Raw genomic sequence first — 20,266 nt, forward strand, 5'->3', positions numbered from 1 at the left:
GGAGCGGGGCCCGACGCCTGTGCACGTCCCGGCCCGCGTGGTCAGCGGACGAAGACCCCGGCCTGACCGGCCAGGTCCAGGAAGTACTGCGGCGCGACGCCGAGCACCAGGGTGACCGCGACGCCCACGCCGATCGCCGTCATGGTCAACGGCGACGGCACGGCGACCGTCGGGCCCTCGGGCCGCGGCTCACTGAAGAACATGAGCACGATGACCCGGATGTAGAAGAAGGCCGCGATCGCCGACGAGATCACACCGACCACGACCAGCGCGCTCGCGCCGCCCTCCGCCGCCGCCTTGAACACGGCGAACTTCCCGGCGAAGCCGGAGGTCAACGGGATGCCGGCGAAGGCCAGCAGAAACACCGCGAAGACCGCCGCCACCAGCGGGGACCTGCGTCCGAGCCCCGCCCACTTGGAGAGGTGGGTGGCCTCGCCGCCCGCGTCCCGCACGAGCGTCACGACGGCGAAGGCGCCGATGGTGACGAACGAGTACGCGCCCAGGTAGAAGAGGACGGACGAGACGCCGTCGGGCGAGGTCGCGATGACACCCGCGAGGATGAAGCCCGCGTGCGCGATCGACGAGTACGCCAGCAGTCGCTTGATGTCCGTCTGTGTGATCGCGACGATCGCACCGCCCAGCATGGTCACGATCGCGACGGCCCACATGACCGGCCGCCAGTCCCAGCGCAGGCCCGGCAGGACGACGTACAGCAGGCGCAGCAGCGCGCCGAAGGCGGCCACCTTCGTCGCCGCGGCCATGAAGCCGGTCACGGGGGTCGGCGCGCCCTGGTAGACGTCCGGCGTCCACATGTGGAACGGCACGGCGCCGACCTTGAACAGCAGTCCCATGGCGAGCATGGCGGCTCCGATGAGCAGCAGCGCGTCGTTGCCCATGGTGCCGGCGAGCGCCGGGTCGACGTTCTGCACGGTGCCGTCGACGACCTGCGCGATCGTCGCGTACGACACGGAGCCCGCGTAGCCGTACAGCAGGGCGATACCGAACAGGGTGAACGCGGAGGCGAAGGCGCCGAGCAGGAAGTACTTGACCGCCGCCTCCTGCGACATGAGCCGCTTGCGGCGGGCCACCGCGCACAGGAGGTACAGCGGGAGCGAGAAGACCTCCAGGGCCACGAAGAGTGTCAGCAGGTCGTTGGCCGAGGGGAAGACGAGCATGCCGGCGATGGCGAAGAGCAGAAGCGGGAACACCTCGGTGGTGGTGAACCCGGCCTTGACGGCGGCCTTCTCACTGTCGCTGCCGGGCACGGACGCGGCCTGCGCGGCGAACGAGTCGACGCGGTTGCCGTGTGCCTGTGGGTCCAGTCGCCGCTCGGCGAAGGTGAACACGCCGAGCAGGCCGGCCAGCAGGATCGTGCCCTGGAGGAACAGGGCCGGTCCGTCGACGGCGATGGCGCCCATCGCCGCGATGTGCGCCTTCGTGGTGCCGTATCCGCCCGCCGCGAGCGCGACGACCGCGGCGAAGGCGGCGGCGAGCGCGACGACGGCGACGAACACCTGGGCGTAGTAGCGCGACTTGCGCGGTACGAACGCCTCGATCAGCACCCCGATGACGGCTGCGCCGACGACGATCAAGGTGGGCGACAATTGCCCGTATTCGATCTTCGGTGCGTCGATCTTGGAGATCGGATCGGCTGCGGTTGTCCACAGGCTGTGGACGGCTGCTGCGCTCACTTGGCCGCCTCCACCTCGGGCTTGGGGTCCGTCTTGTGTACGTCTGACATGGTCTGCTTGACCGCCGGATTGACGATGTCGGTGACGGGCTTCGGGTAGACGCCCAGGAAGATCAACAGGGCGATCAGCGGGGCGACAACCAGGAGCTCGCGCACCCTGAGGTCGGGCATCTCGGCGACCTCCGCCTTCACCGGCCCCGTCATCGTCCGTTGGTAGAGGACGAGCGTGTACAGGGCGGCAAGGACGATGCCGAAGGTGGCGATGATGCCGACCACCGGATAGCGCGTGAACGTGCCGACCAGGACCAGGAACTCACTCACGAAGGGCGCGAGTCCCGGCAGCGAGAGCGTGGCGAGCCCGCCGATCAGGAAGGTGCCGGCGAGGACCGGTGCGACCTTCTGCACCCCTCCGTAGTCGGCGATCAGGCGCGAGCCGCGCCGCGAGATCAGGAAGCCGGCCACCAGCATCAGGGCGGCGGTCGAGATCCCGTGGTTGACCATGTACAGCGTCGCGCCCGACTGGCCCTGGCTGGTCATCGCGAAGATGCCCATGATGATGAACCCGAAGTGCGAGATCGACGCGTACGCGACCAGGCGCTTGATGTCGCGCTGGCCGACCGCCAGCAGGGCGCCGTAGACGATGCTGATGAGCGCCAGCACGAGGATGGCGGGCGTCGCCCACTTCGAGGCCTCCGGGAAGAGCTGGAGGCAGAAGCGGAGCATCGCGAAGGTGCCGACCTTGTCGACGACCGCCGTGATCAGCACGGCGACCGGCGCGGTGGCCTCACCCATGGCGTTCGGCAGCCAGGTGTGCAGGGGCCACAGGGGCGCCTTCACCGCGAAGGCGAAGAAGAAGCCGAGGAAGAGCCACCGCTCCGTGCTGGTCGCCATGTCCAGTGTTCCGTTGGCGCGGGCCTGCACGATCTCCTGGAGCGAGAAGTTCCCGGCGACCACGTAGAGGCCGATGACGGCGGCCAGCATGATCAGGCCGCCGACCAGGTTGTAGAGGAGGAACTTCACGGCGGCGTACGAGCGTTGCGTCGCGGCGGCCGCGTCCCCGTCGGCCGCGGAGGTGGCCGACCGGTACGCGCCGTGCGCCCTGTCCCCGAAGCCACCGATGAGGAAGTACATCGGGATGAGCATGGCTTCGAAGAAGATGTAGAAGAGGAAGACGTCGGTGGCCTCGAACGAGATGATCACCATCGCCTCGACGGCGAGGATCAGCGCGAAGAAGCCCTGGGTGGGACGCCACCGCGAGCTGCCCGTCTCCTGCGGGTCGGCGTCGTGCCAGCCCGCGAGGATGATGAACGGGATCAGCAGCGCGGTGAGCGCGACCAGCGCCACCCCGATGCCGTCCACGCCCAGTTCGTAGCGCACACCGAAGTCCGCGATCCAGGGATGGGACTCGGTGAGCTGGTAGCGCGCGCCGTCGGGGTCGAAGCGCACCAGGGTCACCGCGGCGAGCGCCAGGGTGCCCAGGGAGACGAGCAGCGCCAGCCACTTGGCGGCGACGCGCTGCGCGGCCGGCACGGCGGCCGTGGCGATCGCCCCGAGCGCCGGGAGCGCCGCCGTCGCTGTCAGCAGAGGAAAGGACATCGGTATCAGACCGCCCTCATCAGCAGGGTCGCGGCGATGAGGACCGCCGCACCGCCGAACATCGAGACCGCGTAACTGCGCGCATAGCCGTTCTGCAGCCTGCGCAGCCGGCCGGAGAGGCCGCCCACGGAGGCCGCCGTGCCGTTGACGACGCCGTCGACCAGCGTGTGGTCGACATACACCAGGGAGCGGGTGAGGTGCTCGCCGCCGCGCACCAGCACGACGTGGTTGAAGTCGTCCTGGTACAGATCGCGCCGGGCGGCCCGGGTGGCCAGGGAACCCCGCGGGGCGACCACCGGGACGGCACGGCGCCCGTACTGGGCGTACGCGATTCCGGCGCCGACGACGAGCAGCACCATCGTGGCCAGCGTGACCGTGAGGGCACTGACCGGCGAGTCCCCTTCGGAGTGCCCGGTGACCGGCTCCAGCCAGTGCAGGAATCGGTCGCCGATGCTGAACAGGCCGCCCGCGAAGACCGATCCGAAGGCCAGCACGATCATGGGGATCGTCATCGACCTGGGTGACTCGTGCGGGTGCGGCTCGTGGCCGTCCGCGTCCGGCTGCCAGCGCTTCTCACCGAAGAAGGTCATGAGCATCACGCGCGTCATGTAGTACGCGGTGATGGCCGCGCCGAGCAGGGCCGCGCCGCCGAGGATCCAGCCCTCGGTGCCGCCCTTGGCGAAGGCCGCTTCGATGATCTTGTCCTTGGAGAAGAAGCCCGACAGGCCCGGGAAGCCGATGATCGCGAGATAGCCGAGGCCGAAGGTGACGAAGGTGATCGGCATGTACTTCCGGAGGCCGCCGAACTTCCGCATGTCGACCTCGTCGTTCATGCCGTGCATGACCGATCCGGCGCCGAGGAACAGCCCGGCCTTGAAGAAGCCGTGCGTCACCAGGTGCATGATCGCCCAGACGTAGCCGATGGGGCCGAGGCCCGCGGCCAGCACCATGTAGCCGATCTGGGACATGGTCGAGCCGGCCAGCGCCTTCTTGATGTCGTCCTTCGCGCAACCGACGATCGCACCGAACAGGAGCGTGACGGCACCGACGACGGTGACGACGAGCTGCGCGTCGGGCGCCGCGTTGAAGATCGTGCCGGAACGGACGACGAGGTAGACACCGGCGGTCACCATCGTCGCGGCGTGGATGAGGGCCGAGACCGGGGTCGGGCCCTCCATCGCGTCCCCGAGCCAGGACTGCAGCGGCACCTGGGCGGACTTGCCGCAGGCGGCGAGGAGCAGCATCAGGGCGATGGCGGTCAGCTTGCCCTCGCTCGCGCCCTGCGTCAGCCCCGCCTCCTCGTGGGTGCCGAGGACCGGCCCGAACGCGAAGGTCCCGAAGGTCGTGAACATCAGCATGATGGCGATCGACAGGCCCATGTCGCCGACGCGGTTGACCAGGAAGGCCTTCTTCGCGGCGGTGGCGGCGCTGGGCTTGTGCTGCCAGAAGCCGATCAGCAGGTACGAGGCGAGACCCACGCCCTCCCAGCCGACGTACAGCAACAGGTAGTTGTCGGCGAGGACGAGCAGCAGCATCGCCGCGAGGAACAGGTTCAGGTAGCCGAAGAAGCGGCGGCGGCGCTCGTCGTGCTCCATGTACCCGACGGAGTACAGGTGGATCAGCGAGCCGACGCCGGTGATCAGCAGCACGAACGTCATCGACAGCTGGTCGAGCTGGAAGGACACGTCGGCCTGGAAGCCGGCGACCGGGATCCAGCTGAACAGGTGCTGGCTGACGGTCCGGTCGTCGGGGCTCTTGCCGAGCATGTCGGCGAAGAGCACGACGCCCATCACGAACGAGGCCGAGGCGAGCGCCGTACCGATCCAGTGGCCGACGGCGTCCAGCCGCCGGCCGCCGCACAGCAGTACGGCCGCTCCGAGCAGGGGCGCCGCGATCAGCAGCGCAATCAGGTTCTCCACGATTCAGCGACCCCTCAGAGCTTCATCAGGCTGGCGTCGTCGACCGAGGCCGAGTGGCGGGAACGGAACAGCGACACGATGATCGCGAGCCCGACCACGACCTCCGCGGCGGCGACGACCATCGTGAAGAAGGCGATGATCTGGCCGTCGAGATTGCCGTGCATGCGGGAGAAGGCGACGAACGCGAGGTTGCAGGCGTTGAGCATGAGCTCGATGCACATGAACACCACGATCGCGTTGCGTCTGATCAGTACGCCGGTGGCACCGATCGTGAACAACAGGGCCGCGAGATAGAGGTAGTTGACCGGGTTCACTTCGACCCCTCCCCCGTCTTCGTGCGCTCCAGGCGCTCCTCGGCACGCTGCTCCAGGGCCTTCAGATCGCTCAGTGCCTCGGTCGACACGTCACGGATCTGGCCGCGCTCGCGCAGCGTCTTGTTCACGGTCAGCTCGGACGGGGTGCCGTCGGGGAGCAGACCCGCGATGTCCACCGCGTTGTGCCGGGCGTAGACGCCGGGCGCCGGGAGCGGCGGTACGTGCTTGCCCTCGCGCACACGCTCCTCGGCCAGCTCGCGCTGGGTCTTGGCGCGCTCGGTGCGCTCGCGGTGCGTGAGCACCATGGCGCCGACGGCGGCCGTGATGAGCAGGGCGCCGGTGATCTCGAACGCGAACACGTACTTCGTGAAGATGAGGGCGGCGAGGCCCTCCACATTGCCGTTCGCGTTCGCCTTGGCCAGGCCGTTGAAGTCCTTGATGGAGGCGTTGCCGATGCCGCCGAGGAGCAGGACGCCGAAGCCGAGACCGCACACCAGGGCCAGCCAGCGCTGCCCCTTGATGGTCTCCTTCAGCGAGTCCGCCGCGGTGACACCGACGAGCATGACCACGAACAGGAACAACATCATGATCGCGCCCGTGTAGACGACGATCTGGACGATGCCCAGGAAGTACGCGCCGTTGGCCAGATAGAACACCGCGAGGATGATCATGGTCCCGGCGAGGCAGAGCGCGCTGTGCACGGCCTTCCGCATGAAGACGGTGCACAGGGCGCCGATCACGGCGACGGTGCCCAGGACCCAGAACTGGAAGGCCTCCCCGGTGGAGGTGGCGTATGCGGCCAGCTGCGCGCTCATCCCTCCGCCTCCTCACCGGCGGGCGCACCCGGCGTGTTCGCCGAGACGGGCACCTCGCCCTTGGAGAGGGCCACTTGGCGCTGTGTGCCGGGCGCCGCCTCGGTCACCAGGCCCCGGTAGTAGTCCTGCTCGTCGGTGCCCGGGAAGATCGCGTGCGGTGTGTCGACCATGCCCTCGTCGAGCCCGGCGAGCAGCTGCTCCTTGGTGTAGATGAGGTTGGCCCGGCTGGAGTCGGCCAGCTCGAACTCGTTCGTCATCGTGAGCGCGCGCGTGGGGCACGCCTCGATGCACAGTCCGCACAGGATGCAGCGGGCGTAGTTGATCTGATAGACGCGGCCGTACCGCTCGCCCGGCGAGTAGCGCTCCTCGTCGGTGTTGTCCGCGCCCTCCACGTAGATCGCGTCCGCGGGGCAGGCCCAGGCGCAGAGCTCACAGCCGACGCACTTCTCCAGGCCGTCCGGATGGCGATTGAGCTGGTGCCGGCCGTGGAACCGCGGAGCGGTGGTCTTCTGCTGCTCCGGGTACTGCTCGGTCAGCCGCTTCTTGAACATGGCCTTGAAGGTCACGCCGAAGCCGGCGACGGGGTTCTGGAAACCCTGCTTGGTCTCCTTCGGCTCCTCAGCCATCGGACCCCTCCTTTCCGTCACGAGATCCACCCATTGATCCGTCACTCGCAGTATCGGACCCGCCACTGACAATGAGCTCCCGCTCGCGGCGCGAGCGGCGCCTGGGCACCGGTGGCAACTCCTGCCCCGGCAGCGGCGGCACGGGGAATCCACCGGCCATCGGGTCGAAGGCGGCGGGTTCGGCGGGCACCTCCCGGGCCCCCTGCTTGTCGCGGAAGATGTCCGCGACGAAGGAGAGCAGCAGCAGGACCAGGACGCCGCCGCCCACGTACAGGGCGATGTCCGCGAAGTCGTAGTTCTCGTTCCTGAGCGTCCGTACGGTCGCGACGAGCATCAGCCAGACCACGGAGACCGGGATGAGCACCTTCCAGCCGAGCTTCATCAGCTGGTCGTAGCGGACGCGCGGGAGCGTGCCGCGCAGCCAGATGAAGAAGAACAGCAGCAGCTGCACCTTGATGACGAACCACGCCATCGGCCACCAGCCGTGGTTGGCGCCCTCCCAGAAGGTGCTGATCGGCCACGGGGCCCGCCAGCCGCCCAGGAACAGCGTCACCGACACCGCCGAGACCGTCACCATGTTCACGTACTCGGCGAGCATGAACATCGCGAACTTGATCGACGAGTACTCGGTGTTGAAGCCGCCGACGAGGTCGCCCTCGGACTCCGGCATGTCGAACGGCGCGCGGTTGGTCTCGCCGACCATCGTCACGATGTAGATCAGGAACGAGACCGGCAGCAGGACGATGTACCAGCGGTCCTGCTGCTGCTCGACGATCGTCGAGGTGGACATCGACCCGGAGTAGAGGAACACCGAGGCGAAGGCTGCGCCCATGGCGATCTCGTAGGAGATCATCTGCGCGCAGGACCGCAGACCGCCCAGCAGGGGGTAGGTCGATCCGGAGCTCCAGCCCGCCAGCACGATGCCGTAGATGCCGACGGAGGCGACCGCGAGGATGTAGAGCATCGCGATCGGCAGGTCGGTCAGCTGCATCGCGGTGCGGTGGCCGAAGATCGAGATCTCGTTGCCCGCGGGGCCGAAGGGGATCACCGCGATCGCCATGAAGGCCGGGATGGCCGCGACGATCGGCGCGAGGACGTAGACCACCTTGTCCGCGCGTTTGACGATGACGTCTTCCTTGAGCATCAGCTTGATGCCGTCGGCGAGCGACTGGAGCATGCCCCAGGGGCCGTGCCGGTTCGGGCCGATGCGCAGCTGCATCCACGCGACGACCTTGCGCTCCCACACGATGGAGAAGAGCACGGTCAGCATGAGGAAGGCGAAGCAGAAGACCGCCTTGATGACGACCAGCCACCACGGGTCGCGGCCGAACATGGAGAGGTCTTCAGCGGCGAGGTACGGGCTCATGCCTCCACCTCCTTGGGAGCCTCGGCGGCGGAGCCCGCCGGACCGATACGGACGAGTGCGCCGGGCTGCGCCCCGGTGTCGGAGGCGACGCCCGTTCCGGCGGAGTTCAGCGGGAGCCAGACCACGCGGTCGGGCATCTCGGTGATCTGGAGGGGGAGTTCGACCACTCCGCAGGGGCCGGTCACGGCGAGGAGGTCGCCGTTGCCGACGCCCGCCTCGGCGGCCGTGGCGGCCGACACGCGCGCGCGTGCGGCGTGCCGGGTCCCGGCGAGCGCCGCGTCGCCCTCCTGCAGGCGGCCCTGGTCGAGCAGCAGGCGGTGTCCGGCGAGGACCGCCTCCCCGGCGGCCGGACGCGGCAGCTGCACGGCCGTCTCCAGGGGCTCGCTGGCCCGCGGCCCGTCCCAGGCGCCGAGCCGGTCCAGCTCGCCGCGCGCGGTGCGCAGGTCCGGCAGGCCCAGGTGCACGTCCATGGCGTCGGCCAGCATCTGCAGGACACGTGCGTCGGTGGGTGCCAGGCGTCGGGTCATCTGGTCGGGCTTGAGCGCGGCCTCGAAGAGGCGGGCGCGGCCCTCCCAGTTGAGGAAGGTGCCCGCCTTCTCGGCGACGGCGGCGACGGGAAGCACGACGTCGGCGCGCTCGGTGACCTCGCTGGGGCGCTGCTCCAGCGACACCACGAAGCCCACCTCGGACAGGGCGGCACGCGCGCGTGCCGGGTCGGGGAGGTCGGCGACCTCCACACCCGCCACCAACAGGGCGCGCAGTTCGCCGCCCGCGGCGGCCTCGACGATCTGGCCGGTGTCGCGGCCGTAGCGGTGCGGGAGCGCGGAGACGCCCCAGGCGGCGGCGACCTCCTCCCGCGCGCGCGGGTCGGTGGCCGGGCGTCCGCCCGGCAGCAGTGACGGCAGCGCGCCCGCCTCGATCGCGCCGCGCTCTCCCGCCCGGCGCGGAATCCACACCAGCTGGGCGCCCGTCGCGGACGCGGCCCGTACGGCCGCGGTGAGCCCGCCGACCACGGAGGCGAGGCGTTCACCGACGACGATCACGGCGCCCTCGGTGCGCAGCGCCTGCGCGGCCTCTGCTCCGTCGCCCTCCAGGCCGACGCCACTCGCGAGGGCGTCCAGCCATTCGGTCTCGGTGCCGGGCGCGGCGGCCAGCAGGATGCCGCCCGCCTTCTCCAGTCCGCGCGTCGCGTGCGTGGCGAGCGAGAAGGTCTTCTGGCGGTGCCCCCGCCAGGCCTTGCGCAGCCGCAGGAAGACGCCGGGCGCCTCCTCCTCCGACTCGAAGCCGACCAGCAGGACGGCGGGCGCCTTCTCCAGGGAGGTGTACGTGACGCCCGAGCCGTCCAGGTCCCGGCCCCGTCCGGCGACGCGGGCCGCCAGGAAGTCGGCCTCCTCGGCGCTGTGCACGCGCGCGCGGAAGTCGATGTCGTTCGTGTCGAGGGCCACGCGCGCGAACTTGCTGTAGGCGTAGGCGTCCTCGACGGTGAGCCGGCCGCCGGTCAGGACACCGGTCCGTCCCCGGGCCGCGAGCAGCCCCCGCGCCGCCGCCTCCAGGGCCTCCGGCCAGGAGGCGGGCTCCAGCTCACCCGACGCACCGCGCACGAGGGGCGTGTCGAGGCGGTCGCGCTGCTGCGCGTACCGGAACCCGAACCGTCCCTTGTCGCAGAGCCACTCCTCGTTGACCTCGGGGTCCGGGGCCGCGAGGCGCCGCATGACCTTGCCGCGCCGGTGGTCGGTGCGCGTGGCGCAGCCTCCGGCGCAGTGCTCGCACACGGAGTGCGAGGAGATGAGGTCGAAGGGGCGCGAGCGGAATCGGTACGCCGACGACGTCAGCGCGCCGACCGGGCAGATCTGGATGGTGTTGCCGGAGAAGTACGACTCGAAGGGGTCGCCCTCACCGGTGCCGACCTGCTGGAGCGCACCGCGCTCGATCAGCTCGATCATCGGGTCGCCGGCGATCTGGTTGGAGAAGCGGGTGCAGCGGGCGCACAGCACGCACCGCTCCCGGTCGAGCAGCACCTGCGTGGAGATCGGCACCGGCTTCTCGTACGTCCGCTTCCTGCCCTCGAAGCGGGACTCGGCGTTGCCGTGCGACATGGCCTGGTTCTGCAGCGGGCACTCGCCGCCCTTGTCGCAGACCGGGCAGTCCAGCGGGTGGTTGATGAGCAGCAGCTCCATCACACCGTGCTGGGCCTTCTCCGCCACCGGGGAGGTGAGGTGAGTCTTGACGACCATCCCGTCCGTACAGGTGATCGTGCAGGACGCCATGGGCTTGCGCTGGCCCTCGACCTCGACGATGCACTGGCGGCAGGCGCCCACCGGGTCGAGCAGCGGATGGTCGCAGAACCGGGGGATCTCGATGCCGAGCTGTTCGGCGGCCCGGATGACCAGGGTGCCCTTCGGCACGCTGATCTCGGCGCCGTCGATCGTCAGCGAGACGAGATCTTCCCGCGGGACGGCCGCCTCCCCGCCTCCGGAGGGAGCGCTGGTGGTCACTGTCATGCGTTCACCTCCGTGCGGTCGGCCCAAGCGGTGGACTTGGCCGGGTCAAAGGGGCAGCCGCGGCCCGTGATGTGCTGCTCGTACTCCTCACGGAAGTACTTGAGCGAGGAGAAGATCGGCGAGGCGGCGCCGTCGCCGAGGGCGCAGAACGACTTGCCGTTGATGTTGTCGGCGATGTCGTTCAGCTTGTCGAGGTCGGACATGAGCCCCTTGCCGGCCTCGATGTCACGCAGCAACTGCACGAGCCAGTACGTCCCTTCACGGCACGGTGTGCACTTGCCGCAGGACTCGTGGGCGTAGAACTCGGTCCACCGTGTGACGGCCCGCACCACGCAGGTCGTCTCGTCGAAGCACTGGAGCGCCTTGGTGCCGAGCATGGAACCCGCGGCGCCGACTGCTTCGTAGTCGAGGGGGACGTCGAGGTGCTCGTCGGTGAACATCGGCGTGGAGGAGCCGCCGGGCGTCCAGAACTTCAGCCGGTGGCCGGGCCGCATTCCGCCACTCATGTCGAGGAGTTGGCGCAGGGTGATGCCGAGCGGGGCCTCGTACTGGCCGGGGTTCGCGACATGGCCGCTGAGCGAGTAGAGCGTGAAGCCCGGGGACTTCTCGCTGCCCATCGACCTGAACCATTCCTTGCCTTTGTGCAGGATTGCGGGAACGGATGCGATGGATTCGACGTTGTTCACCACAGTCGGGCACGCATAGAGGCCCGCGACGGCAGGGAAGGGGGGACGGAGCCGCGGTTGGCCCCGGCGGCCTTCGAGCGAGTCGAGCAGTGCGGTCTCCTCGCCGCAGATGTACGCGCCCGCGCCCGCGTGCACGGTGAGCTGGAGGTCGAGTCCGCTGCCCAGGATGTTCTCGCCGAGGTAGCCCGCCTCGTAGGCCTCACGCACGGCCTCGTGCAACCGCCGCAGGACGGGGACCACTTCACCGCGCAGATAGATGAAGGCATGCGAGGACCGGATGGCATAGCACGCGATCACGATGCCCTCGATGAGGCTGTGCGGGTTGGCGAAGAGGAGCGGGATGTCCTTGCAGGTTCCCGGCTCCGACTCGTCGGCGTTGACAACCAGATAGTGCGGCTTGCCGTCGCCCTGCGGAATGAACTGCCACTTCATTCCGGTGGGGAATCCGGCACCGCCGCGGCCGCGCAGTCCGGATTCCTTGACATAGGCGATGAGGTCGTCCGGCGACATCGCGAGCGCCTTGCGCAGACCCTCGTATCCGTCGTGCCTGCGGTAGACGTCCAGCGTCCAGGACTTCTCCTCGTCCCAGAAGGCCGAGAGCACGGGCGCCAGCAGCTTCTCGGGGCTGGACTCTCCCCCGGCCTCCGGCTGCGACGTGCTCCCGTATTGGGTGGACAAGGTCATCACTCCCCCTCCTCGGCTACGGGACCCGCCGGGTGGGCCGGGTCGGAGGCCGATGTGTCCTGCGGCGCGTCGTGCGAGCTCAGGTGCTCGGCGGGCGGCTGGTCCTCAGGCGCCCCGGCGCCGCGCGGGTGCACCACGCGCGCGGGGGCGCCCTCTCCCTTGGCCAGCCGGAGCCCGATCAGCGACGCGGGGCCGGCGCTGCCGCTCGCCTCGACGGCTCCGGCGCGCTCGTCGGGGAAGCCCGCGAGGATCCGGGCGGTGTCCTTGAAGGTGCACAGCGGGGCACCACGAGTGGGCTCGACCTGTGCTCCCGCGACCAGGTCGTCGACGAGGCGCTTCGCGGAGTCCACGGTCTGGTTGTCGAAGAACTCCCAGTTGACCATCACGACCGGCGCGAAGTCGCAGGCCGCGTTGCACTCGATGTGCTCCAGGGTGACCTTGCCGTCCTGGGTGGTCTCGCCGTTGCCGACGCCCAGGTGGTCCTGGAGTGCCTCGAAGATCGCGTCGCCGCCCATGACCGCGCACAGGGTGTTGGTGCAGACGCCCACCTGGTAGTCGCCGGAGGGCTTGCGCCGGTACATCGAGTAGAAGGTCGCGACGGCGGTGACCTCGGCCGTGGTCAGGCCGAGCACCTCCGCGCAGAACCGCATTCCCGTCCGCGTGACGTGGCCCTCCTCCGACTGCACGAGGTGCAGCAACGGCAGGAGCGCCGAGCGGGAGTCCGGATAGCGGGCGACGACGTCCCGCGCGTCGGCTTCGAGCCTGGCCCGGACGTCGTCCGGGTAGTCGGGCGCGGGCAGGTGGGGCATGCCCAGGCTGACGCCCTCGGAGGGGGTGGTGGTCACCGGTCGACGCCTCCCATCACGGGGTCGATGGACGCCACGGCGACGATGACGTCGGCGACCTGGCCGCCCTCGCACATCGCCGCCATGGCCTGGAGATTGGTGAAGGACGGGTCCCGGAAGTGGACCCGGTAGGGGCGGGTGCCTCCGTCGGACGCGACGTGCACCCCGAGTTCGCCCTTGGGCGATTCGACCGCCACGTACGCCTGGCCCGGCGGGACGCGGAAGCCTTCGGTCACCAGCTTGAAGTGGTGGATCAGGGCCTCCATGGAGGTGCCCATGATGTTCTTGATGTGGTCGAGGGAGTTGCCGAGACCGTCGGGGCCGAGCGCGAGCTGGGCGGGCCAGGCGATCTTCTTGTCGGCGACCATGACCGGGCCCGGCTGGAGCCGGTCCAGGCACTGCTCGACGATGCGCAGCGACTGCCGCATCTCCTCCAGGCGGATCAGGAAGCGGCCGTAGGAGTCGCAGGTGTCGGCGGTCGGCACCTCGAAGTCGTACGTCTCGTAGCCGCAGTACGGCTGGGACTTGCGCAGGTCGTGCGGCAGGCCGGCGGAGCGGAGGATCGGGCCGGTGGCGCCGAGGGCCATGCAGCCGGCCAGGTCGAGGTAGCCGACGTCCTGCATGCGGGCCTTGAAGATGGGGTTCCCGGTGGCGAGCTTGTCGTACTCGGGAAGGTTCTTCTTCATCTTCTTCACGAACTCGCGGATCTGGTCCACGGCGCCCGGGGGCAGGTCCTGGGCGAGGCCTCCGGGGCGGATGTAGGCGTGGTTCATCCGCAGGCCGGTGATCAGCTCGTAGATGTCGAGAATGAGTTCACGATCACGGAATCCGTAGATCATGATCGTGGTGGCGCCGAGCTCCATGCCGCCGGTGGCGATGCACACCAGGTGGGACGAGAGCCGGTTCAGCTCCATCATGAGGACGCGGATGATCGAGGCGCGGTCGGGGACCTGGTCCTCGATGCCGAGGAGCTTCTCGACCGCGAGGCAGTACGCCGTCTCGTTGAAGAACGGCGTCAGATAGTCCATGCGCGTCACGAACGTGGTGCCCTGCGTCCACGTGCGGAACTCGAGGTTCTTCTCGATGCCGGTGTGGAGGTAGCCGATGCCGCAGCGGGCCTCGGTGACCGTCTCGCCGTCGATCTCCAGGATGAGCCGGAGCACGCCGTGCGTGGACGGGTGCTGCGGACCCATGTTGACGATGATGCGCTCGTCGTCGGAGGTGGCCGCGGTCTGGGCGATCTCGTCCCAGTCACCGCCGGTGACCGTGTAGACGGTGCCCTCGGTCGTCTCGCGGGCCGACGCGGCTGATGCAGAAGAAGGGGTCTGCGTGCTCATGAGTACGACCTCCGCTGGTCCGGAGCCGGGATCTGGGCGCCCTTGTACTCGACGGGGATGCCGCCGAGGGGGTAGTCCTTGCGCTGCGGAAAGCCTTGCCAGTCGTCCGGCATCATGATCCGCGTCAGTGCCGGGTGGCCGTCGAAGATCAGCCCGAAGAAGTCGTACGTCTCGCGCTCGTGCCAGTCGTTGGTCGGATAGACGGAGACGAGCGAGGGGACGTGCGGGTCGGCGTCGGGGGCGCTGACCTCCAGCCGGATCAGCCGGTTGTGGGTGATCGAGCGCAGGTGGTAGACGGCGTGCAGCTCACGGCCCTTGTCGTGCGGGTAGTGGACCCCGGAGACACCGGTGCACAGCTCGAAGCGGAGGGCCGGGTCGTCGCGCAGGGTCTGGGCGACGCGGACCAGGTGCTCGCGCTCGATGTGGAAGGTGATCTCGCCGCGGTCGACGACCGTCTTCTCGACGGCGTTGTCGGGGACGAGGCCCTGTTCCTCCAGGGCGCCCTCCAGCTCGTCGGCGACCTCGTCGAACCAGCCGCCGTAGGGGCGGGTGGCCGGGCCCGGGAGCCGGACGGAGCGGACCAGGCCGCCGTAGCCCGAGGTGTCGCCGCCGTTGTCGGCGCCGAACATGCCCCGCTGGACGCGGATCTCCTCGCCGCCCTCGCCGCGCTGGCCGGGGAGGTTCGAGGCCTCGAGGTCCTTGTCGGGGTTGACTCCGTTGCCGTTCACGTCGCTCACCGCAGCAGGCCCTTCATCTCGATGGTGGGGAGCGCCTTGAGCGCCGCTTCCTCCGCCTCGCGGGCCGCCTCCTCGGCGTTCACGCCGAGCTTGGAGGTCTGGATCTTCTGGTGGAGCTTGAGGATCGCGTCCATCAGCATCTCGGGCCGTGGCGGACAGCCCGGCAAATAGATGTCGACCGGGACGATGTGGTCGACTCCCTGCACAATGGCGTAGTTGTTGAACATTCCACCCGATGAGGCACAAACCCCCATGGAGATGACCCACTTGGGGTTGGGCATCTGGTCGTAGACCTGCCGCAGCACCGGCGCCATCTTCTGACTGACCCGGCCGGCCACGATCATCAGGTCCGCCTGTCGCGGCGACCCGCGGAAGACCTCCATGCCGAAGCGCGCCAGGTCGTAGCGCCCGGCGCCGGTGGTCATCATCTCGATGGCGCAACAGGCGAGTCCGAACGTCGCGGGGAAGACGGACGCCTTGCGCACCCATCCCGCGGCCTGCTCGACGGTGGTCAGCAGGAATCCGCTCGGCAGCTTTTCTTCGAGTCCCATGTCTTAAGGCCCCTCAGTCCCATTCCAGGCCGCCGCGCCGCCATACGTACGCGTACGCGACGAAGACGGTGAGCACGAAGAGCAGCATCTCCACGAGCCCGAAAACACCCAGGGCGTCGAAGGTGACGGCCCAGGGGTAGAGGAAGACGATCTCGATGTCGAAGACGATGAAGAGCATCGCCGTCAGGTAGTACTTGATGGGGAAGCGCCCGCCGCCGGCCGGCGTGGGGGTCGGCTCGATGCCGCACTCGTAGGCTTCGAGCTTGGCGCGGTTGTACCGCTTCGGACCGATCAGCGTGGCCATGACCACGGAGAAGATCGCAAAGCCTGCCCCGAGGGCTCCCAGTACGAGGATCGGCGCATACGCGTTCACGCTCCTCGCTCCTCTCAGTCGGCACTGACTGGTGGCGGTTCGACGGGCAAGCACTCCCGCCCCACAGGCCCCACGAGCTCCACCCGTACCGGCGAAGATCGGGAACATGTGAAGCAGGTCACAAGCCCAACTGCCTCGCATCTTATGCCCGCCGGTCTGTGATCTGCGACACGGGGTATTACACAAGCTTTGTGATCTCCACCACCTGACGAACGATCATGAAGTCGTATGAGCAGTGATCTTCGTACGCGAAGCGTCCGGTCGATCACCAGAGGTGACATTTCCGCTCGTCGTCGCAGGTCCGAGGCGGCGTCTCCATATCAAGAGACTTCCTCTGCATGCAAATTCGAGTTGGACGCAGACCCTTGATAGAGGACCGCGTTCACACTTCGGAGGGAGCTCCGCGGCCGATGTGGACGCGTGCACGCGTTCACGAGCGGGGGGCGGGTGGAGCTCACGCGCGTGACGCCGTCGCCCCGGTGACCGTTCCGTGACCTGCGCCACATCTGCCTGGGGGTCAGATAAACCGGGCTTGGCCATCGGCTTCAACCGGTGGTAGGTGGCGGGCAATTCGGACGTAATGCAGAAAGCCCATGATCACGGGCTTGTCGAGGGCTGTCCGCAATGCCCGTTACGGCGTCAATAAAGAATGACGCGCATCGATTTCGGCGGCCGATTGAACAACTGTGGCGCACCACACGTTTCTTGAAGGTATGGAGGAGCCCCTGGTACCGCTTGTACCCATGTCCCACACCGCTCACATACGAAGCCACCGGAAACCCCGTCGCAACGCGTCGGCGCTCGCGATGCGCGCCGGTGTTGCCGGTGGCGTTCTCAGCACCCTGGCCGTGGCCGGTGCGTCCGGTTCGGCGAACGCCGCCGAGCCCGTGACGCAGACCCTCGAACTGCCCACCCTGACGGCCGACCTGGCCACCCAGGTCGCGCAGTCCGCGGACGCCACCCAGCAGGCCGCGGCCAACTACGAGCTGCAGGCGGAGCGTGACGCGGCCGCCGCAAAGGCCGCGAAGCAGGCCAAGGCGGACCTCGCCGAGGCCAAGCAGAAGGCCGAGGCCAAGAAGAAGGCCGCCGCCGAAGCCGCGCGCAGGGCTGCCGCCTCCGAGGCCGCCTCGCGCTCCTCGGAGCGGACCACCCTCTCCGCCTCCGCCTCCACGTCCACGAACGTCTCCGCCCCGGCCAGCGGAAGCGTCGCGACCGTCGTCGCCTTCCTCAAGGCCCAGGTCGGCGACGCCTACGTCATGGGCGGCACGGGCCCGAACGCGTGGGACTGCTCGGGCCTCGTGCAGGCCGCGTTCAAGCAGGTCGGTGTCGACCTGCCGCGCGTCTCGCAGGACCAGTCGACGTCCGGCACGCCGGTCTCGCTGTCCAATCTCCAGGTCGGCGACATCCTGTACTGGGGTTCCGCCGGCTCGGCGTACCACGTGGGTGTGTACATCGGGAACGGCCAGTACCTCGACGCCGCCAACCCCTCCAAGGGTGTGGTGATTCAGGACCTTTCGGGCTATCCGGCCACGGGCGCGGTCCGCGTCCTCTGAGCCCTCGCCGTGAGGGCCGCCGCCTCAGGGGCCGGCGGCCCTTTCGCGCTGCCCGCGCCGTCTCCGCCGTCCCGCCTCCCTCCGGCTCCGCGCCCCGTGCCCGGGGTCGCCTACCCGAGGTCGAAGGTGTTCGGCAGGCCGAGCTTGTGGCGGAGTTCGTCCACCCGCTTCAGCGGCTCCATCTCCGGGGGGCGGTACAGCTCCTGGACGCGACACCGCTCGGTGTCCGAATCGTCCGCTTCCAGCAGCGCGTTCACGGCCCGCCGCGCCGATTCGTTCGCGCCCTCCATCGTCGCCAGGTCGACGTCCGTGCGGACGTAGTCGCCGGCGAGGAAGAAGTTCGGGACCGCGGTGCCGGCGGTGGGCCGGTTGTAGAGCGTGCCCGTGGGGTGGATGAGGAGCTGCTCGCGGTTCTGCGGGTCCGGGCCGCCCAGACCCGTCACGGCCGGGTCCATGAACCAGCCGACCCGGTCCTCGTCCCTGAGCGTCGTCTTCCCGGAGTCGTTCAGCCCGTCCTTCAGTTGCGCCCACAGTTCGGCGACGATCTCTTCCCTGGTGCACTCACGGGCCGTCCTGCCGTACAGGATCCCGGGCTTGTCCCACTCGGAGACGATCACGGACAAACAGTCGTGGGCCTCGCCGTCGCCGTAGTCGCGTGAAAAGTCACGTACGTCCCAGAACTGGGCCTGGCCGATGCCCGTCACCGACCACGGTGAGTCGAGGCAGTTGATGTGGCCGTGCACGACCGGGGTGGGCGTGCGCAGGTAGAACATCACGCCGGTCATCCAGTCCGTCCTCAGCGCGTCGCACCGGCCGAGCTGCCGGTCCGCCGCGCGCAGGGCGGGGCCCCAGGTCGCACGGGCGTGCTCCACGGGCATCGCGGAGAGGTAGTGGTCGGCGGTGACCGTCCGTTCCCGGCCCCCGTCACGGTCCGACACACGGACCCCCGTCACCCGGCCCTGCGCGTACAGCACCTCCCGGACCTGGGTGCCGAGGACGAACTCGACGCCGAGGGAGCGCAGATGCGTCTCCCAGGGGTCGATCCACGCCTCGCTCGTCGGCGCGTTCAGGACGCGGTCGACGTCGGCGTCGCCGTCCATGCCGCGGCCCAGCAGCCCCCACAGCAGCAGGGCCTCGATGATGACGCGGCCGACCGTGCGGGTGGAGGCGATCTCGGCGCGGGTGGCGACGAGGTTGCGGGTCTGCCCGATGCCCAGCAGGGTCTGGTACTCCGTGCTCATCTCGCCGGCGCGGATGAAGTCCCACCAGGACACCTTCTCCCACTGATCCTCACGGCGGGCGTCGCAGCTGGTGAGGTGGACGAGCAGCCGTTCGGCGAAGTAGGCGGCCTCGTGGGCCGGCAGGCGGGTGCCGAGGTCGAGGACCGACAGGATCTGGTCGCGGAGCCAGGAGGGCGTGATGTCGCCGGGGGCGGGCGGAGTGGTGGCCCGGCGCAGCGGGAAGTGGAGGTCGGGCCGGCCCGAGTCCCGGGCGAACAGCGCCTCGGTGGCGCCGCGGAGGTTGTCGTGGACTCCGCCCGCGTTGCCGGGGAAGGGGATGCGGCGCATCGTGTCCGGGAGGTTCCGGTAGAAACCGGGAAAGAAGCGGAAGCCGTGCTCGCCGGGGAGCGGTCCGCGTCCGCCGGCGCCGGTCCCGGGGACGTCCATCGAGCGGGCCTTGCCGCCGAGTCGGTCGTAGTACTCGTAGACGGTCACCGCGTAGCCGCGCTCGGCGAGTTCGTGGGCGGCACTGAGGCCCGAGACCCCGCCGCCGAGGACGGCGACCCGCCTGCCCGTGGCCGGGGCGGCCGCGGCGCTCCCGGCCGGCCCTAAGGAGACGGCGGCGGCCGTGGCTCCGACCGCTCCTCCGGCCGCGGCCAGGAAGCGTCTGCGGGTCTGTCCGGTGTGCTCCTGGGACTGCTGCGCGTGTTCTGTTGTCATGGGCAACGGAGGGTAGGGAGGGGCTCCGGAAGCCGGAACCCCGACGGCCCGCCACCCACAGCATCCTCACAATCACCGGGAGAGACCGTCATGCCACGTGTGTTCGTCCAGGGAAGCCCCGTCGACACGTATCCGCGGCTCGCGCCGGAGGCCCGGCGGGGTGCGGTACGGCGGATCACCGAGGTCGGCGAGGAGGTGCTGCACAAGCCGTGCCGGGACGTGACCGAGTTCGGGCCCGATCTCGCCGCGCTCATCGACGACATGTTCCTGACGATGTACGTCGCGGAAGGCGCCGGTCTCGCGGCGAACCAGGTCGGGGTCGCGCTGCGCCTGTTCGTCTACGACTGCCTGGACGACGAGGGGGTCCGGCACGTCGGGCACATCGTCAATCCGGTGCTGGAGCCGCTCGACCCGGCCGGGCGCCGGCTGCTCGACGAGGGCGAGGGCTGTCTGTCGGTGCCGGGCGCCGTGATGGACGTACCGCGTCCGGACCGGGCCGTCGTGCGCGGGCAGGACCGGGACGGCCGTCCGGTCCGCGTCGAGGGCACCGGGTACTTCGCCCGCTGCCTCGCCCACGAGACCGACCATCTGGGCGGGCAGGTCTATCTGGACCGGCTCTCCGGGCGGGAGCGCAAGGAGGCCCTGCGGCAGGTCGCGGACCGGCGCGAGGAGGTCTTCGCGCGCCGGGCCGCCAACCTGGAGGCGCTCGGTTCCTGAGAGGGGCCCTGCGGGC

17 protein-coding genes are annotated in these 20,266 nt (G+C 69.4%); 2 read left to right on the forward strand and 15 right to left on the reverse strand.

Going from position 1 to position 20,266, the window contains the following annotated elements:
- Positions 1-41: 41 nt before the first annotated feature.
- From nuoN to H305_RS0139700, 14 genes are read right to left on the reverse strand one after another with little or no spacing between them, the layout of a single operon-like run.
- On the reverse strand, positions 42-1,691 hold the full coding sequence (gene nuoN, locus H305_RS0139635; RefSeq protein ID WP_028805351.1) for an NADH-quinone oxidoreductase subunit NuoN: 1,650 nt from the start codon (positions 1,689-1,691) through the stop codon (positions 42-44).
- Complete coding sequence (locus tag H305_RS0139640; RefSeq protein ID WP_028805352.1) at positions 1,688-3,286, reverse strand: NADH-quinone oxidoreductase subunit M; 1,599 nt, start codon at positions 3,284-3,286, stop codon at positions 1,688-1,690. Before H305_RS0139640 ends, nuoN begins: the two co-directional genes overlap by 4 nt.
- Before the next feature lie 5 nt (positions 3,287-3,291).
- Positions 3,292-5,205: an NADH-quinone oxidoreductase subunit L gene (gene nuoL / locus H305_RS0139645; protein ID WP_028805353.1), complete on the reverse strand. Its 1,914-nt coding sequence runs from the start codon at positions 5,203-5,205 to the stop codon at positions 3,292-3,294.
- A 14-nt stretch (positions 5,206-5,219) separates the two neighbouring features.
- Positions 5,220-5,519 carry an NADH-quinone oxidoreductase subunit NuoK gene (gene nuoK / locus H305_RS0139650; protein WP_003974374.1) on the reverse strand — a complete coding sequence of 100 codons (300 nt, stop codon included), beginning with the start codon at positions 5,517-5,519 and terminating at the stop codon, positions 5,220-5,222.
- Complete coding sequence (locus tag H305_RS0139655) at positions 5,516-6,334, reverse strand: NADH-quinone oxidoreductase subunit J (protein ID WP_028805354.1); 819 nt, start codon at positions 6,332-6,334, stop codon at positions 5,516-5,518. The genes nuoK and H305_RS0139655 overlap by 4 nt, the downstream gene beginning before the upstream one ends.
- Positions 6,331-6,960, reverse strand: a complete 630-nt coding sequence (nuoI, locus tag H305_RS0139660) for an NADH-quinone oxidoreductase subunit NuoI (protein WP_028805355.1) — start codon at positions 6,958-6,960, stop codon at positions 6,331-6,333. The genes H305_RS0139655 and nuoI overlap by 4 nt, the downstream gene beginning before the upstream one ends.
- Positions 6,953-8,326 carry an NADH-quinone oxidoreductase subunit NuoH gene (gene nuoH, locus H305_RS0139665; protein ID WP_028805356.1) on the reverse strand — a complete coding sequence of 458 codons (1,374 nt, stop codon included), beginning with the start codon at positions 8,324-8,326 and terminating at the stop codon, positions 6,953-6,955. The genes nuoI and nuoH overlap by 8 nt, the downstream gene beginning before the upstream one ends.
- A complete protein-coding gene (locus tag H305_RS0139670; RefSeq protein ID WP_028805357.1) occupies positions 8,323-10,827 on the reverse strand; it encodes an NADH-quinone oxidoreductase subunit G in 2,505 nt (834 codons plus the stop codon). The genes nuoH and H305_RS0139670 overlap by 4 nt, the downstream gene beginning before the upstream one ends.
- Positions 10,824-12,197, reverse strand: coding sequence for an NADH-quinone oxidoreductase subunit NuoF (nuoF, locus tag H305_RS0139675; protein ID WP_028805358.1), 1,374 nt, complete (start codon positions 12,195-12,197; stop codon positions 10,824-10,826). Before nuoF ends, H305_RS0139670 begins: the two co-directional genes overlap by 4 nt.
- On the reverse strand, positions 12,197-13,042 hold the full coding sequence (nuoE, locus tag H305_RS0139680; protein ID WP_028805359.1) for an NADH-quinone oxidoreductase subunit NuoE: 846 nt from the start codon (positions 13,040-13,042) through the stop codon (positions 12,197-12,199). Before nuoE ends, nuoF begins: the two co-directional genes overlap by 1 nt.
- Positions 13,039-14,379, reverse strand: coding sequence for an NADH-quinone oxidoreductase subunit D (locus H305_RS0139685; RefSeq protein ID WP_028805360.1), 1,341 nt, complete (start codon positions 14,377-14,379; stop codon positions 13,039-13,041). The genes nuoE and H305_RS0139685 overlap by 4 nt, the downstream gene beginning before the upstream one ends.
- Positions 14,376-15,116 carry an NADH-quinone oxidoreductase subunit C gene (locus H305_RS0139690; protein WP_028805361.1) on the reverse strand — a complete coding sequence of 247 codons (741 nt, stop codon included), beginning with the start codon at positions 15,114-15,116 and terminating at the stop codon, positions 14,376-14,378. Before H305_RS0139690 ends, H305_RS0139685 begins: the two co-directional genes overlap by 4 nt.
- The gene (locus H305_RS0139695; protein WP_003998928.1) at positions 15,113-15,667 is read right to left on the reverse strand and encodes a NuoB/complex I 20 kDa subunit family protein; all 555 of its coding nucleotides are present in this window, start codon (positions 15,665-15,667) and stop codon (positions 15,113-15,115) included. The genes H305_RS0139690 and H305_RS0139695 overlap by 4 nt, the downstream gene beginning before the upstream one ends.
- 13 nt (positions 15,668-15,680) lie before the next feature.
- Positions 15,681-16,040, reverse strand: coding sequence for an NADH-quinone oxidoreductase subunit A (locus H305_RS0139700; protein ID WP_007383963.1), 360 nt, complete (start codon positions 16,038-16,040; stop codon positions 15,681-15,683).
- A gap of 713 nt (positions 16,041-16,753) precedes the next feature.
- Between H305_RS0139700 and H305_RS0139705 the strand changes: the two genes are divergently transcribed.
- On the forward strand, positions 16,754-17,593 hold the full coding sequence (locus tag H305_RS0139705; protein WP_028805362.1) for a C40 family peptidase: 840 nt from the start codon (positions 16,754-16,756) through the stop codon (positions 17,591-17,593).
- A gap of 110 nt (positions 17,594-17,703) precedes the next feature.
- Here H305_RS0139705 and H305_RS0139710 read toward each other — a convergent pair whose 3' ends face one another.
- The gene (locus H305_RS0139710; protein WP_028805363.1) at positions 17,704-19,533 is read right to left on the reverse strand and encodes a hydroxysqualene dehydroxylase; all 1,830 of its coding nucleotides are present in this window, start codon (positions 19,531-19,533) and stop codon (positions 17,704-17,706) included.
- A gap of 90 nt (positions 19,534-19,623) precedes the next feature.
- On the opposite strand from H305_RS0139710, the gene def reads away from it, so the two are divergent.
- Positions 19,624-20,250: a peptide deformylase gene (def, locus tag H305_RS0139715; protein ID WP_028805364.1), complete on the forward strand. Its 627-nt coding sequence runs from the start codon at positions 19,624-19,626 to the stop codon at positions 20,248-20,250.
- Positions 20,251-20,266 lie beyond the last annotated feature (16 nt).

Source organism: Streptomyces sp. 142MFCol3.1, assembly GCF_000424945.1.
In the GTDB taxonomy this organism is placed as follows: Bacteria; Actinomycetota; Actinomycetes; order Streptomycetales; family Streptomycetaceae; genus Streptomyces; species Streptomyces siamensis.

Coding starts and splice junctions, on each gene's coding strand:
- H305_RS0139640 (WP_028805352.1), bottom strand. CDS start 3,286: ATGTCCTTTCCTCTGCTGACAGCGACGGCGGCGCTCCCGGCGCTCGGG.
- H305_RS0139655 (WP_028805354.1), bottom strand. CDS start 6,334: ATGAGCGCGCAGCTGGCCGCATACGCCACCTCCACCGGGGAGGCCTTC.
- nuoI (WP_028805355.1), bottom strand. CDS start 6,960: ATGGCTGAGGAGCCGAAGGAGACCAAGCAGGGTTTCCAGAACCCCGTC.
- nuoH (WP_028805356.1), bottom strand. CDS start 8,326: ATGAGCCCGTACCTCGCCGCTGAAGACCTCTCCATGTTCGGCCGCGAC.
- H305_RS0139670 (WP_028805357.1), bottom strand. CDS start 10,827: ATGACAGTGACCACCAGCGCTCCCTCCGGAGGCGGGGAGGCGGCCGTC.
- nuoF (WP_028805358.1), bottom strand. CDS start 12,197: ATGACCTTGTCCACCCAATACGGGAGCACGTCGCAGCCGGAGGCCGGG.
- H305_RS0139685 (WP_028805360.1), bottom strand. CDS start 14,379: ATGAGCACGCAGACCCCTTCTTCTGCATCAGCCGCGTCGGCCCGCGAG.
- H305_RS0139695 (WP_003998928.1), bottom strand. CDS start 15,667: ATGGGACTCGAAGAAAAGCTGCCGAGCGGATTCCTGCTGACCACCGTC.
- H305_RS0139705 (WP_028805362.1), top strand. CDS start 16,754: ATGGAGGAGCCCCTGGTACCGCTTGTACCCATGTCCCACACCGCTCAC.
- H305_RS0139710 (WP_028805363.1), bottom strand. CDS start 19,533: ATGACAACAGAACACGCGCAGCAGTCCCAGGAGCACACCGGACAGACC.
- def (WP_028805364.1), top strand. CDS start 19,624: ATGCCACGTGTGTTCGTCCAGGGAAGCCCCGTCGACACGTATCCGCGG.